This window comes from Halalkalibacillus halophilus DSM 18494 (genome assembly GCF_000423105.1).
Taxonomy (GTDB): domain Bacteria; phylum Bacillota; class Bacilli; order Bacillales; family Alkalibacillaceae; genus Halalkalibacillus; species Halalkalibacillus halophilus.
This window is the reverse complement of record NZ_AUHI01000007.1, coordinates 65772-80595: the sequence shown is the minus strand read 5'-3', so window position 1 is coordinate 80595 and position 14824 is coordinate 65772. Positions and strand designations below refer to the sequence as shown.

Genomic DNA, 14824 nt, shown 5'->3' with positions numbered 1-14824 from the left:
TACTTAAACTTACTCTTCTAATTCAGGCTTATAGAAGGCACGGTTATCCATAGCGAAAATGCGATCGGTAAATTCACCCGGCTTTACCTTTTTAAGAGCACGGTTCATCATATTCATCTTCGCATCAATCATATCAATTTGATGTAGAATCTCTGCCTCTTTAAATAAAGGAGCTTTCGGACTTCCCCACTCTGGTTTACTATGATGGCTTAAAATCATATGTTGAAGTAATAATACTTCCTCTCCCTCAATACTTAAATCTTTAGCAGCCTCACTGATCTCATCCACCATCATGGTAATATGGCCTAGCATTTTCCCTTCAAGAGTATAGGAAGGCGAAACAGGACTTGAGAACTCTTTAACTTTCCCGACATCATGTAAAATAACTCCAGCATATAGAAGGTCCGTATTTAGCTCTGGGTATAACCCCTTTAACTGTTGAGCAAGCTTCAACATACTAACAATATGGTGCAATAACCCTGATGAATACTCATGATGATTTTTTGTCGCTGCAGGGTAGATTGAAATTTCTTGATTATATTTTTTCATCACATAACGTACAATACGCTGAATTTTTGGATTTTCCATTGAAAATATAAACTGAGTCAATTCCTCCTGCAGTTGCTCTACCTCTACAGGCGCCTTTTCAATAAATTGTTCCACACGTACTTGATCGGTTTCATTTGAAATCCGAATTTGTCTTACATTCAATTGGTTTTTCCCTCTAAACTGCCTGATTTCACCTTGGACATTTACAATCACTTCAGGCTGTAAAGATTCTTCATCCTCTTTCGTAGCTTCCCACAATTTTGCTTCAATTTCGCCTGAACGATCACGGAACATAATTGTCAAAAATGGTTTTCCTGCTGCAGTTGTCCCTTTATCCACAGATTTAATTAGTAAATACCCATCAAACTGGCTACCAACTTCATAGTCTGCAATACCTTTTGTCATGAATAGCTTCCCCCTTTTTTACTCTATTGTATTTTTGTGATTTAAACGAATCATCTTAAAATCATTGTTAGGCGCAGGTTCTTTAGAAAAATAAATTATTTGTTGTGACTGAGATTTATGTTTTAGTAAATCCATCATCCTACTTTTTCGTTCTACATCAAAGTGCACAAATGGATCATCTAGTAAAAACGGAAATCCTTGTTTCTGATTCACTGCTTGATTCAAAGCAATTCGAAGTGAAATATATAATTGATCAGCTGTTCCTTCTGACAATTGCTGTACATTAAACCATAATTCATTTGAATGTTTTACTAATAAATTTTCGTCATCCGTAAACTTGACCTCTTCATAAGCTCCATTAGTTAATTCATTTAATAAGACTGCCGTTTCATCTAATACATTTGGTAAATATTCATTTTGATATTTAGCTTTCGTTCGTCTAAGAACTCCTCGCACGGTTTGGTGGACAGCCCACTGCTTGGCAAGGTCATTTATTTCCGCTTCGATCACAGACCTTTTATGAAGAATGTCTGACAGTGTACCATCTTCCTCCATTTGTTCAATGCTTGCATTAATATTAGCTAATGTTTGGCGAATATCATCTTTTCTATTTTGAATTAAGTCCAGTTGATCTCGGTCTTCTTCGACTTGTCGCTCCATCTTATTCCAATAATATCCTTGATTCACAATTGATGTAGCTTGATCCCCATAAGCTTGGAAAATTAGTTGGAAATGTTCTTTTCTCTCCTCTAACAAATTTGCTTTTTGTTCCACTTGATGAAGGAGTGCTACAAATTCCTCTTCCCTAGCAGCTCCAGTGGTATGATAAATATCTTCCATTTCATCGAGATAAGGTTGCTTAGAAGCTTGAAGCTCTCTTTGTTCTTGGGTAATATCTCGTATCCATCCTCTTTCCTTTTCAAGTTGCGCAATTATTTCCATTTCTATAGAAACTAATTGCTCTATTTTAGCCACAAGATTTTCACCTGGTTCAAGTGTTAATTCGTTTTCATTTAAAACTTGTCTGAGTAAGGTTTCTTTTTCTTCCATGCTTTTCGTTAGATTAACTTTTGTCTTTTCCAAGTCTTTTATGTCTAAAGCAAGTTGTTTTGCAGTATACAATATGTCATACGTAGATGGCCAATATTCAATTGGGATGCTTTGCAACAATGGATTTTTCATTCTCTGTTCATCGATTGCACCATCCAATTGAACTAGTTCGTTCTCTTGGTCGTCGATCTCTCTTTGTAACTCCCGCTCATCAGCCTCGATTAAATCTTTTTTAACAGTTAACTCATTTACCTCTTCACGTAATAAGTTGTCAGAGCTTAATCGAGATCTTAATTCTGTTATATCTATATTTGCAAACTGTTTATCTGAGTTAGGTGTCTCTATTAACCCTTGTGTGAGTTGGGTTAACATATAAAAAACAAAGACAGTTGCTAATAAAAACAGAACAGGTATTATATAATATAAAAAACCTGTTGCTGGGGAAGCTATGAGCCACCCTCCTGCACTTGCCAACAGTATGCTACTTATCATCCATTTCATTATCGTAGCATATTGAGATATTGATTTAGACTTCGTAGCGTTTTCGGTAGCACGAACTTCATTATCTTGTGAATGTGTTTGATTATAGATATAAAGTTGATGTTCTACAAACCCTCTCTCTGTTTCTGGGAGGACTTTCTCTCGTTTGATGTTAAGATCGTGCTCTACTTCAGTTATTTCTTCCTTTTTAGACTTTTGCTTTCGCTGTAATTTATTTTGAGATTCACGAAGTGTTTCACTTCTGAATTTCAAGGTTTCCCATTGCTGCTTAATATACGTGGTTAGAGGAAGATCACTTAATTCTTCTTTCTCTAATTTCAATTCATTTTCCTGCAATTTTTGCTGAAAAATCGCTTCTTTCGATTCTTTTTTGCGTATTGTTTCATTTCGTTCGTCATTATCTCTATACCAGGTTTTTATTGCCTGTGAGATCGCTTGAAGTGACTCTGAAGCACTTATTAGCTTCCTCTGCTGCCTGAGTTTCTCTACTTGTTGTTCTACTTGCTGCAGTCTAGTATGCACTTTTTGTTCTTGTTCTTGAATAGAGTAAATTTTGTCACGTAAAAAATAATATCGATCAATCATATCGTCTGTAACAAGAGAAGTATCGTCAAAAGATTGTATTTCCTGCTCAATCAATTGATATTTTGATAAAGGATGTTTTACTTGAAGTAATGACTGATGGTCTTCCAGTCTACTTTTAATTATTGTTTCTCTCTCCACTAAGTCATTCCATTCATTTTCAAGGTGTGTTTCCTCTTCTTTTAGTCCTTTATACGTTGACTCTTTTTCTCTAATACGATTTTCGTCTTCTGAAATGCTTTTTAATTGGAGCAGCTTTTGATTTATTAATGGATTTTTACCTTGTTTCTTAAAAAGTTTTTCTGCTTCCACAGTTGCTCTTTTTTCAATATTTGCGATTTCTTCAGAACCTGTTAATCCTAAATTGAATAATACTTTTCCGACTTCTTCTTTGGATTTATTCCTGATTTGATATAAATCTCTTGCTTGGAAGGAGAAGATCGAGTGAAACGTATGCGAATTGATGCCAGGGAAAATTTCTTGGAAATCAGATTCTGGTACCGGCTCCCCATTTTTTGTAACTATACGTTTCCCTTTATCTTTATGAGACGAGCGTTCAATGATAAATCGCTCTTCGTTATTGGTTATATGAATTTTTCCTGCGAGCATTCCAGTATCCTTTGGAACAACTAAGTTCCGCTCTGAAGGAGACAGACCAAATAATACATACTGCACGAACTTGCGCACTGTAGTCTTGCCTGCTTCATTCGTTCCATATATATAATTTAATCCACTATCAAATTCAATGCTCAAATCACGCCATTTTCCAAATGAAATTATTTCGAGTCTCTGAATTTTCATTTAATTTGACTCACCCTTTATTAATTCTTCCAAAATCAATTTCTCTGCTTGGTCTTTTACTTCTTCTTGTTCTTCTTCATGAAAATTAGAGTAATACTTGCTGTACACACGATGACTAAGCAAATCGTGCATGTCTTCCTTCATTCCACTCGTTGAATCTAATTCATTTAATAATTCATTAATAAAAGGATTAGACTGTTTCAAACGCTCACGGTCATAAGTTAGGTGTTCTTTAAAAATAAGTTTTTCCACCCATACCCAGTCATCTCGATCCATTTCTTGTTCATTTATAATTTTTATTATTTCCTCTAACTGTTCAGGAGGTTGTTTTAGCGTGACATATAGTCTTAAGAAACTTTTCCCAATTTGCTTACGAATTTCTTCCTTTTGTTCACTAAGTTGTTTTATTAATTCATTTACAGAGGACCAATCAGTGATAGTAACCTTTTTTTCTTGAAACTGTATTTCTTGTAAGGGGTGGAATTCAACCACTGGATTTCCGTTAGTAACTTGAACAACATAACAACCTTTTTCACCAGTTTCTTTCATATGTCGTCCTTGAATATTTCCAGGATAAGTTACTGGTGGATCATGCTCTAGAGTTTCACGCTTGTGTATATGGCCAAGTGCCCAATAATTAAAAGGTAGAGCTTTTAAGTCACTTAATTGAAATGGCGCATAATTCGCATGTTCCCCTGCGGACTCTAAATTTCCGTGTAACATTGCTATTTGAAAAATATCCGGTTTCTTAACATTGGGAAATTCTTTCGTTTTGTTTTTTGTTATTGCACGGCTTTGGTAACTAAAGCCACTAATTTCGGCAATAAACTCTCCCTTTTTTTCAAATGTATATGTATCGATTTTTTCTTCCTTAAAAACAAAAGTATTTTCAGGTAATTGTAATTTTACTTTGGATAGTAAATCATAATCGTGATTCCCAAAGCTGACATAGCACTTAATGTCATGTTTAGCAAGCTCTTCAAGCCCTTCTACCCACTTCATCAAAGAATGTAAAGATGCAGCTTGTTGGTCAAAAACATCCCCAACCATGAGTACAAAATCCACAGATTGATCTATAGCAAGATTAATTAATTTACTATAACTTTTGAACGTGCTGACCTTAAGATCACCAAAGACCGTGGAGGGTAAATCATATAATCCTTTGTATGGACTATCTAGATGAAGATCTGCGCAATGGATAAAAGTAAATGGTTGTGTCATATGATCGCCTCCGAATAAAATGTATATATCTATTTTACCAAAAACAAAACACGAATACACGTTCTATATTGAATTAATTTAAATATTATGTCTAAAATTATTGAATACTCATTCACTTATGTATTTACAAATTGAAGCTTAATCCATATAGTTAGTACTATAGATACTTAAAAAAGGAGCTAATCAATATGAAAACTTATTTTTTAACGGTTTATGCTCAAGATGGAAATGCGCTTGTCAATGAAACGATTGAGGCGGAAACGGAAGAAAGTGCAATTAAAATGGGGAAAGAAAAACTAGAGGAAAGCGACTATATAGATACCACACATAGGCTTGTGTCACCTGATGGCCGTTTATTGCTTTTTCATAGGTAACAAAAAAAAGAAGCATGCCGGAGAATTCTCCGACATGCTTAAATTTTACTGCTCTTCTTCTTGCTCACCATATAATTCTTCTAATGGCTTAGTGATAATTTTGCTGATATCACCAATTACCGTATTTAGGCGTTGCTCTTCTTCCATTAACTTAGAAATATCTTCGTTTTGCTGAACTAGCTCCACTACTGATTTCGCTTGGTTTACTTCTTCTTCGCTAATTTCTTCGCCTTGCATTTGTTTTTGTTGTAGGTTTAATTGTGTTTCACGGAAGTTATCGAACATCTGCTTAGTAGATGGGTCATTCATCACCTTATCATAAGCATCGCTTAGCGCTTTAAATTCTTCACTTTCACGTAGACCTTTTTCTAAATCGTATGCTAAATCATAAATATTACTCATTTTAAAATTACCTCCTATTTGCTTCTTCAAGATTCCTATACTACTGTAACAAAGATATAAACCGATGTATAGTATCATCATTATTTTCAGACTTTCATGATTTCAAGAAACAATCTCTTAAATCATGAATAAAACTACAATAGCTTGTAAAAGCCCGATTGACCCACCTAAAACGGCACCTAGGTAAGTAATCATATTAAATTCTTTCTTTGTGATCTCCAAAACCATCTGCTCAATTCGACTAACATCGAATTTCTCTACCTCTGCCTGAACCATGGAAGCTACTTGCATTTGCTCCATCAACACATCTACTTGACCAGCTAGCTGTGTAAATACACGATTGACAAGCTCTGGTACTAATTTCGTTGTTAGATAGTCTTTATGTGCAGCCACTAATTCATTAACTGGACGATCAAGTTGCTTGTCAATTTGTATGAAAGAAGTGATTTCGGCACTCAGCTTAGTGAAAAAAGCATCCGATCCATATTTTACTTTTAGGCTGTCTAAATCTTCCTCTAGCCATTTATTCCATTCATCTCTCATCATAGCTGTCACTTTTTCTTCTGTACTTTCCGCTGTTACGAATTGCTTAATGGAAGGTTCAATCTTTTCTACTAATCCATCTGCACCTAAATACGAATTCACCATGTTTCCAAGAAAGCCCTGATTTTCTAGAAACTCAGATGCGGCCTGGGAAAACTGAATCTTCGCCTCTACTGATGATACATATTGGTCTACTTTTTGCAGTACGACTTGAGATGCTCCGGGTATAGATTGATCAACATATTCTTGTAATTCATGTGGTAAGATTTGTGCTAAGTTTTGTTTCGAATGCTCTTCATACCAAGCTCGTAATTCTTTTTCGATTACTTTTTGAGTTTCCTTTTGTGTTTGTTCTTTTGAAAAATCTTTTTTTACTTGCTGGACTGCTTCTTGAACTGTGTGGTTCTGTTCAAGCCAATTGATAAGTTTGTGGTTGATAAACGAACTAATTTGTTGGTGGAACTTAGATTGAGATAGCTTTTCACCTATTGCATCAGCTGTAACTAAGTGATTGGTAACCAGTCCTCCTAGTTGAACAGCAAGCTCTTGTCTTCTTTTTGGAATTAAACCTGGTGTAAAGGGGAGCTTCCATTTTCCTATATAAACAGGATGGTAAGGTCTAAATAACATTTTTATTGCTAAATAATTTGTCATGCCACCGATTAATGCTCCGATAGCAACCATTAATAATATTAAAAATAACGTATCCACTCTGATCCCATCCTTTTGCTTTCTACACATATGTCCTAACTAAAAATAGCATATTTTAGCGATTGAAAACAGTCGTATGATTTCTCTTTTCTTTCACAAACTAAAAGTATATTGGGAGGTGAGTGAATTGGACCATAAACGAGAAGCATCAGAGGATAGCCGAAAAAAGTATGATTTAGATGTAGATCGAATGTTAAATGAAGGATTAGCTGGAGGTTACACGACAGGTGAGAAAGGGAAGCAAATTGAAGAAGCAGTAGATATTCGTGAGAATGATGAACCATTTGATGCTCCCAAATAATAAACCCTTCGAATGCATCCAAATATAAATTTTATGTAACTATAAATAAAAGGGGCTGTCACAAGGACAACCCCTCCTTTTATTTCATTATTGTTGTTGGTTTTGTTGACCACTCATTTGTTGTTCAGCCATTTGTACTAAACGCTTTGTAATTTCACCACCAACGGATCCGTTCGCACGTGAAGTATTTTCAGCACCTAGTTCTACACCAAACTCTTGAGCGATTTCATATTTCATTTGATCTAACGCTTGAGCAACACCAGGAACTACAAGTTGATTAGAGCTATTATTCTTTCTGTTTTGTGTCATGATCTTCACCTCCTGTGTAAGATTAGTTTAAACAGGAAGGGAAAAAGTATGACATAAAATAAAAGGTAATTGCTGTTAATTATTTTGCGTTTGGTTTTGTCATTTCTTTCGGGTCAACTAATTCATCAAATTTTTCACCTGAAAGAATCTCAGTAGCCTCGCAAGCTTCACGTAATGTTAAGTTATTTTCATGTGCGTACTTAGCAATTTTAGCAGCATTTTCGTAACCAATATGAGGATTTAGAGCTGTTACTAACATTAGAGAATCGTTAAGATATTTTTCAATCTCTTTTTCATCTGGTTCTAATCCTACCAAGCAACGCTCATCAAATGAACGCATACTATCACCAAGTAATTGACAAGATTGCAAGAAGTTATAGGCAATAACTGGTTTATAAACATTTAATTCAAAGTTTCCTTGGCTAGCAGCAAAGCCAATAGCAGCATCATTCCCCATTACATGTGCTACCACCATTGTGATTGCCTCACTCTGGGTTGGGTTTACTTTACCAGGCATGATGGAGCTTCCAGGTTCGTTTGCTGGAATTGTAATTTCCCCAATTCCGCAACGAGGACCACTTGCTAACCAACGAACATCGTTAGCGATCTTCATTACATCAGCTGCTAACCCTTTAAGTGCACCGTGCGTATGAACAAGTTCATCATGACTCGTTAAGGCATGGAACTTATTTTCTGCAGATATAAATGTACCATTTGTTTCTTCATTAATTGTTTGTGCAACCGTTTCAGCGAAGTCAGGATGGGCATTAATTCCCGTTCCTACAGCTGTTCCACCCAATGCTATTTCTCGAACATATTTTAACGAATCATTAATCATTGATTCCGTTTTCACTAACATACGATGCCAACCACTAATCTCCTGTCCTAACGTCAGTGGTGTTGCATCTTGGAGATGTGTACGACCAATTTTAACAATTTCTTCATTTGCTTCTGCTTTTTCTTTTAACGTTTGTTTCATCTGCTGTAATGCTGGCAATACATGCTCTTCTACTTTTTTAACTGCAGCAATATGAAGAGCCGTTGGATAGGTATCGTTAGAGCTTTGAGATTTATTTACATCATCGTTTGGATGTAGTCGAGTGTCTTTCCCTTGTTCTTCTAACCATTCGTTACCAACATAAGCCAGTACTTCATTCATATTCATATTTGATTGGGTACCACTACCTGTTTGCCATACAACCAATGGGAAGTGTTCATGTAACTCTCCTGCAACAACGCGATCGGCAGCATGTCCAATTGCATTTGCTTTATCTTCTTCTAAAAGTCCTAGCTTATAATTTGCACGAGCTGCACTTTTCTTTAAAATTGCGAAGCCTTCCACAATTTCTTCTGGCATTTTTTCATCACCAATTGGGAAGTTTTGCAGACTGCGTTGGGTTTGTGCACCCCAATATTTTTCTTTTGGCACTTTCATTTCACCTAATGTATCTTTCTCAATACGAAATTCGCTCATACTTTAATTGCCTCCTCAAGTTATCGAATCATAAACTATTACCACTTCATATTATAAAGATTTTTGTCACAATTTTAAATGTAAATGTGAAAGTAATTAGGAATATGAATTAGAATACCAAAATAAAAAATATATGGGAACTTCAAAGAAATATGCTGAGCCATGATTACCGCTTTATGCCGGCATACGACATAATTCGCCTGTATATCGCATTCTTTGTCGGCATAAAGAGCCCTGCACCCGCAAATCTATTTTCCCGCCCGCAAAAGCTTGCCGATCACCCGAAAAGGTAATTCTTATGCCGGCAAAACATTTTCTTATTGAAAATATACCAAAATAAAATATAGGATATTATGAACAGTATTCCCGATTAAACTTCATCAAGAAAAGTAGCTTGTTATCCAGATATCCTTTGTGGCCAATAGTAACTTAAATAAAAAAATACCATAGAACAGTATTCTATGGCAGCAATTTTATATTTTCTAATCTTTATAAAAATGAGCCACCATTTAAGGTAGCTCAACCATGATTTATATAGTTTTTATATAATTTACTATAGTAATTAAATGCATCTTGATCATTTTCGTCGATAGATCGATTAATTTTTGATTCCAGTAAGTCTTGGTTCCAGCGATAGACCAATTCATCCATGACCAAACGCGATGCCAATTTCAACTCATATGGAACGTCTCTTCTTGCTTTTAGCGCAATTTGTTTCGGAAGCTGATACCTGATTAAAATATACGAGGTAACATGTTTTTTCATAACCTCTGCCCCCTTACTCCTTTTTTCTATTATCCTAAATAAGTAGGATAATTGCAACAATTTTCTGAACTTTTAATTTATACTATGCGAACATGGACCACAAGTTTCTTACATTGTCTAAAAGGTTCTTATTATTTTTATACCCGTTTTAGGTTATTATTAGTCCTATAATTTAAATTATTGGAAGTAATTTTCAATTGTGTTTAAATCATGCATCTAACTTTTAAATAAAAAACCCCTGATGATAAAATCATCAGGGAAAATCCTCAGTTGGGAGAGAGGTTTATATATGAACTTCGCCAAAATAGCGAAGGTTCAAACTGTTTATTAGTTTCCTTTGTTATTAGGCCCTTTTCCGTTTCCATTGTTTTTATTGGATCCGTTTTTATTACTTTTATTTTTTTCTGGGCCTTTTGAAGCTGCTTCTTGCTTTTTTTGTTCACCTTTGTTTTTAGCTTTAGATTTTACTTCTTTTGGTTCGGATTTCACTTTTCCAATTTGAGGCTCTTCCTCTTTTTCTATTACTTCTACTTCATCTGTTGATGTTTCTTCACCTGCAGAAGTATCATTAGAACTTTCCTCTGTTGGTTGTTTATTTGATTGATCTTCTGTATCCTTCTCAGTAGTTTCCTCAGGGTAATCCTCTGTGGAATCCTCTACTAAAAATTCATCAGTTATTTCATTTAATTGTGAAATTAATTCTTCTAAGTCTTCTTCAGCGTATTTTTCTTCTAACCGGTCCAATGACCGCTCAATATTACGCTTTAGAGCTTCTTTAGCTACTGGATTACTCTTCGCTTCCATAGCTTTTGCCAAAGAAAGAACATTTTGTCCTACCGTTTGTTCGTCTGAAGCTTGGTCTTCTTCTACTTCATCAACTTCAGAACTATCTTCTGTTCCTTCTTGATTAGACTCTTCGTATTCATCGCCTATTTCTTGACCGTCTTCCCGAGCTTTTTCTGCTTCTTCAAAAGTTTCCAATAATTCTGCTATAATCGCTTCTGCATCAGCGAGGTCAACTTCCTCTAGATCCATTGCCTCGACTGCTTCTAATACCTTTCCATTTGTAAAGTTCAAAATCTTTTCGGCAAGCTCATAATTTTCTTCCTCAAGCGCAACCGCTAATTCTTCAGAAAGCTTTTCATAAATAACAGATAATTGCGATTCAAAACTTTCTTCTTCTTTAGGTTCGTCTTGATTGTCTTTCTCTTCATATGTAGTTTCGTCGCTGGAATCTTCTTCTAAATCAGCCTCATTTTCTTCGTTCACTTCTTCTAATTCATCTTCTACATCTTCCTTAACCTCGTCCTCATCGGCAAATATACCTAAAGGCGAAAATACTAATGCAGTAGTTAATGCACTTGCAGATAAAATAGATATTAATTTTTTGTTTCTCATCGATTCACTCCTTTTGTTTGATTATTCATAACTTACGTTAACCACTCTCCACTTTATGGGGGTGTGTTTGATTTTTTAAAATTAAACTAAAAAAAGAGCAGCCATAGCTACTCTTTAATATCTATTCTATAGGTTCCCCCTTTTCAACAATAAGTTCCCACGATGCCCCATCATCATTTGAAATATACAAGTCATTGTCAAAAGTTCCTGCAGCTAACATTCCTTCGTTAGATGCTAAGGCCATAATTGGTTCATTTTCTGACGGTTTAGGAAGTTCAACATTCTCCCACGTTTGTCCAAAGTCACTAGTTGTTCGCCACATTTCCTGTTGACCTACACTATAAACTAAAAGTTCATCATTCGTGTACGTCGATGCCAAGAAAACTTGTGGTTCTTCACTTAAGAGCTCCCAAGTTTCACCAGCATCTTCGGATTTAAAAACGCCCCTTTGATCACTCAACATTAATTGGTCGGGGTCATCTTTATTAGATATTAAATCTAAAAACTCACTAGGATTAAATGTTTCATCTCCCTGTTGCTGAAAGGATTCTCCACCATTATCTGACCGGAAGATGGCACCAGAAATAGAGTCAAAACCATATACAATTTTATCGTCATGTTCGTTCACATCAATTTTATGAAAATCCACTTCTTCATATAGAACCTCGACTTCCCATGTTTCCCCTTGGTCATCACTTAACATCGCTCCTAGGGGGTCTGATAAATCAGATTCATCACTAGGATGGCCACTACCAAGAAATTCACCGGTTTCACGTATACCAAATCCCATAAAATCATGTCGTTGTGCTTCATTTCCTTTCCAAGACCATTCATGATCTTGGAAATTCACCTCTGCTAAACCATAATGTGTTCCAATAAATAAAGCATCATCATAAAATTCTAAGTCATGTATATGATCTATCTTTGTAACACTTCTATCACCATTTCCACAAGCAGCTAAAAGCAATAAACTAGCTCCCAAAATCAATAATTTTTTCATTAAAGCTCTCACCTTTTCTACCACTTAATTTTTTAATCCTTTTTAATTACACACTATATGCATGACATTTGTGAAGTGAATTGACTCACTTGTAAAGAAAATGTCATAGGAAAAGCCCAGTTGCTTTTACACAACTGGGCTGCATTTCAATTATATTTATCCGTGTATTTTCTTAGCGACTTCATAAGCTCGTTTAGCTTGGTGTTTTACAACATATTCAATATCGTCTTGAATATTGCCTTCTCCGTCTACTGTGGCACTTGTACCATATGGGTTACCACCTGCAGCGAAAATTTGTTCATCCGTATACCCTGGTGCAACTACAATGCCACCCCAGTGATAAATCGAAGTGTAAAAGTTTGTGATCGTTTGTTCTTGTCCACCATGTGGATTTTGAGCAGAGGACATTGCTGTTACAACTTTGTCTACTAATTTACCTTGCGCCCATAATCCACCAGCCATATCCATGAACGTTTTTACTTGTCCTGGGACATTTCCAAAACGTGTAGGAATACTAAACACATAACCATCTGCCCACTCTAAGTCATCTACTTGAGCTTCTGGAACATCTTGTGTAGCTTCATAATGCTTTTTCCAAGCGGGATTTTGATCAATTGCTTCTTTTGGAGCTGTCTCTGGAATCTTAACTAATTTCACTTCTGCTCCAGCTTCTTTCAATCCTTGTTCTGCCCACTGTGCCATTTGGTAATTGGCACCTGTTGAGCTATAATAAAATACTGCCATTTTAGTCATAGTATCTCTCCTTTAAAATGTATATCTTCTACATTGTCAAGGTTACCCTAGTTATCTTGAATTTAAACCTTTTATTTTAACACTGTTCACTCAACTTTAGACGATCGATCAACACCTCAATAGAAGTCCACCCATAAGCCGTCTCTTGATACGTTCCTTTACCGATCGTAACATTTTCTGCTTCGACAACAGATGCACCTAAACGAACGTAAAAGTCTCCAAAGGGGTTGTCCGTTAATATCCAGACTAATAGGGATTGGTTCCCATTAGTATAACAGTCCTTTACGAAGGCTTCTACAAGCATCTTCCCGTACCCATTTCTTTGGTGGTTCGGGTGTATATAAATATCGTATATTTCACAATCGAAATTAAAGTTTTCTGTGCGTTCTTTTCCGCCTGATAAAAATCCTACAACTCCACTTTCTTCTGAATCAACAACATAGACTCGATGAGTGCTGGATTGAAGAACTGTTTCCCACATAATTTTTCTATGTTCTGTTGAAGTTACTTCTTGAAGATCATCTTCTTTTAATAAAGGTTCATAAGTCGCCTGCCATGTTTGATCATATACACTAACAATTTGAGCTGCGTCTTCTTTTCTAGCTTCACGTATGGTAATCATATCTTTCCCTACTTTCTTATCTATTAGATCTTACATTGTAAGGAGAAACACGGTGGCTATTGCTCCAATCACTGCAAAGATAACATTCAAATTAAAGAAAGCAATAAGCATTGCTACTACTCCACCTGTAATTCCAACCAAAGGACGTTCTGGTATGACTGTCATAATTCCTGGAAAAATCAATGCTCCTAACGCGGCAAAAGGTATAGCATTTAACCAACGATTTAACCATGGTCGCAAACTGATTTTTTCCATGATAAATGCAGGAATAAAGCGAGGGACCATCGTTACAATCGCCATTCCTATGATTGTTGCAATAATCATACATCTTCCTCCTTCAGCAATGGAATACCAAGTAAACTTCCAAAAACAGTTGCAAGTACAATGGACCAACCCTGCTCAAGTTGAACCCACTCCACTAACAGCACATTAAGGAGCATGCTACTTCCAGCAATCAGACCAAGTCTCCACTGTTTTTTAACTGAAGGAACAAGTAAACCAATGAACATAGCGTATAAGGCGATGCCCATACTTTCACTTAATGCTCTCGGTAATGTATCCCCTATAATAGCCCCTATAAAACTTCCGAACACCCAGGAAAAGTAAGCAACTAAAATTAATGACAAATAAAAATATCTTCCGTAATTTTTCTTTGCTTCCTCGCCATGTAAGGACGACACAGCAAATGTTTCATCAGTTAAACCCAAAGATAAACCAAACTTCCACCTCATAGTAAAAGATCTAATCCGATTTATAAATGACATGCTCATCACAAAATGTCTAAAATTAAGAACAAATGTAGCAATTACTATTTGAATAGCAGCTGCCCCTTGTGCAATCATATTCGTTGCCATAAACTGTGCAGCTCCTGCAAAAACTAATAAACTCATCATGGTCGTTTCAAAAATTGTTAGACCTGATCGTTGTGCCAGTACACCATAAGCAATCGAGATCGGCATATACCCTAAGAATATCGGAAACCCTGCAACCGCTCCATTCTTTATAGCTTGTTTTCTCGATTGACTATTTATGGACTGTGCTTCTGTATGTCCCATAAGCATTC

General features: G+C 35.9%; 16 protein-coding genes. 2 read left to right on the top strand and 14 right to left on the bottom strand.

Annotated features, from left to right (window positions below):
* Positions 1 to 9 precede the first annotated feature (9 nt).
* Genes yhaM through G532_RS0105195 form a run of 3 tightly spaced genes read right to left on the bottom strand, consistent with a single transcriptional unit; the run spans position 10 to position 5109 of the window.
* A complete protein-coding gene (gene yhaM / locus G532_RS0105205) occupies positions 10 to 954 on the bottom strand; it encodes a 3'-5' exoribonuclease YhaM (protein ID WP_027963842.1) in 945 nt (314 codons plus the stop codon).
* A gap of 18 nt (positions 955 to 972) precedes the next feature.
* Positions 973 to 3888: an ATP-binding protein gene (locus G532_RS0105200; protein WP_027963841.1), complete on the bottom strand. Its 2916-nt coding sequence runs from the start codon at positions 3886 to 3888 to the stop codon at positions 973 to 975.
* Positions 3889 to 5109, bottom strand: a complete 1221-nt coding sequence (locus G532_RS0105195) for a metallophosphoesterase (protein ID WP_027963840.1) — start codon at positions 5107 to 5109, stop codon at positions 3889 to 3891.
* A 188-nt stretch (positions 5110 to 5297) separates the two neighbouring features.
* On the opposite strand from G532_RS0105195, the gene G532_RS0105190 reads away from it, so the two are divergent.
* Positions 5298 to 5483 carry a YhzD family protein gene (locus G532_RS0105190; protein WP_027963839.1) on the top strand — a complete coding sequence of 62 codons (186 nt, stop codon included), beginning with the start codon at positions 5298 to 5300 and terminating at the stop codon, positions 5481 to 5483.
* A gap of 45 nt (positions 5484 to 5528) precedes the next feature.
* Here the strand turns inward: G532_RS0105190 and G532_RS0105185 are convergent, their stop codons facing one another.
* Both G532_RS0105185 and G532_RS0105180 read right to left on the bottom strand, forming a co-directional pair.
* The gene (locus tag G532_RS0105185; protein ID WP_027963838.1) at positions 5529 to 5885 is read right to left on the bottom strand and encodes a YlbF/YmcA family competence regulator; all 357 of its coding nucleotides are present in this window, start codon (positions 5883 to 5885) and stop codon (positions 5529 to 5531) included.
* A gap of 117 nt (positions 5886 to 6002) precedes the next feature.
* Positions 6003 to 7139, bottom strand: a complete 1137-nt coding sequence (locus G532_RS0105180) for a DUF445 domain-containing protein (RefSeq protein ID WP_027963837.1) — start codon at positions 7137 to 7139, stop codon at positions 6003 to 6005.
* 127 nt (positions 7140 to 7266) lie between these two features.
* On the opposite strand from G532_RS0105180, the gene G532_RS16010 reads away from it, so the two are divergent.
* Positions 7267 to 7440, top strand: a complete 174-nt coding sequence (locus G532_RS16010; RefSeq protein WP_425402124.1) for a hypothetical protein — start codon at positions 7267 to 7269, stop codon at positions 7438 to 7440.
* Positions 7441 to 7527: 87 nt separating this feature from the next.
* Here G532_RS16010 and G532_RS0105170 read toward each other — a convergent pair whose 3' ends face one another.
* The 9 genes from G532_RS0105170 to G532_RS0105130 form a co-directional block, all read right to left on the bottom strand.
* Positions 7528 to 7749: an alpha/beta-type small acid-soluble spore protein gene (locus G532_RS0105170; RefSeq protein ID WP_027963835.1), complete on the bottom strand. Its 222-nt coding sequence runs from the start codon at positions 7747 to 7749 to the stop codon at positions 7528 to 7530.
* Between the two features lie 79 nt (positions 7750 to 7828).
* Positions 7829 to 9223 (bottom strand): class II fumarate hydratase, encoded by a 1395-nt coding sequence (gene fumC, locus G532_RS0105165; protein ID WP_027963834.1) that lies wholly within the window; start codon positions 9221 to 9223, stop codon positions 7829 to 7831.
* Between the two features lie 519 nt (positions 9224 to 9742).
* Complete coding sequence (locus G532_RS0105160) at positions 9743 to 9988, bottom strand: hypothetical protein (RefSeq protein WP_027963833.1); 246 nt, start codon at positions 9986 to 9988, stop codon at positions 9743 to 9745.
* A 327-nt stretch (positions 9989 to 10315) separates the two neighbouring features.
* Positions 10316 to 11386 carry a hypothetical protein gene (locus G532_RS0105155; RefSeq protein WP_027963832.1) on the bottom strand — a complete coding sequence of 357 codons (1071 nt, stop codon included), beginning with the start codon at positions 11384 to 11386 and terminating at the stop codon, positions 10316 to 10318.
* A 121-nt stretch (positions 11387 to 11507) separates the two neighbouring features.
* Entirely contained in the window at positions 11508 to 12386 is an 879-nt protein-coding gene (locus tag G532_RS0105150; protein WP_027963831.1) for a F510_1955 family glycosylhydrolase, read from the bottom strand.
* Between the two features lie 156 nt (positions 12387 to 12542).
* The gene (wrbA, locus tag G532_RS0105145; protein WP_027963830.1) at positions 12543 to 13139 is read right to left on the bottom strand and encodes an NAD(P)H:quinone oxidoreductase; all 597 of its coding nucleotides are present in this window, start codon (positions 13137 to 13139) and stop codon (positions 12543 to 12545) included.
* Between the two features lie 76 nt (positions 13140 to 13215).
* On the bottom strand, positions 13216 to 13761 hold the full coding sequence (locus G532_RS0105140) for a GNAT family N-acetyltransferase (protein ID WP_027963829.1): 546 nt from the start codon (positions 13759 to 13761) through the stop codon (positions 13216 to 13218).
* Between the two features lie 30 nt (positions 13762 to 13791).
* The gene (locus G532_RS0105135) at positions 13792 to 14085 is read right to left on the bottom strand and encodes an AzlD domain-containing protein (protein ID WP_027963828.1); all 294 of its coding nucleotides are present in this window, start codon (positions 14083 to 14085) and stop codon (positions 13792 to 13794) included.
* Positions 14082 to 14816: an AzlC family ABC transporter permease gene (locus G532_RS0105130; protein ID WP_027963827.1), complete on the bottom strand. Its 735-nt coding sequence runs from the start codon at positions 14814 to 14816 to the stop codon at positions 14082 to 14084. Before G532_RS0105130 ends, G532_RS0105135 begins: the two co-directional genes overlap by 4 nt.
* Between the last annotated feature and the right edge of the window lie 8 nt (positions 14817 to 14824).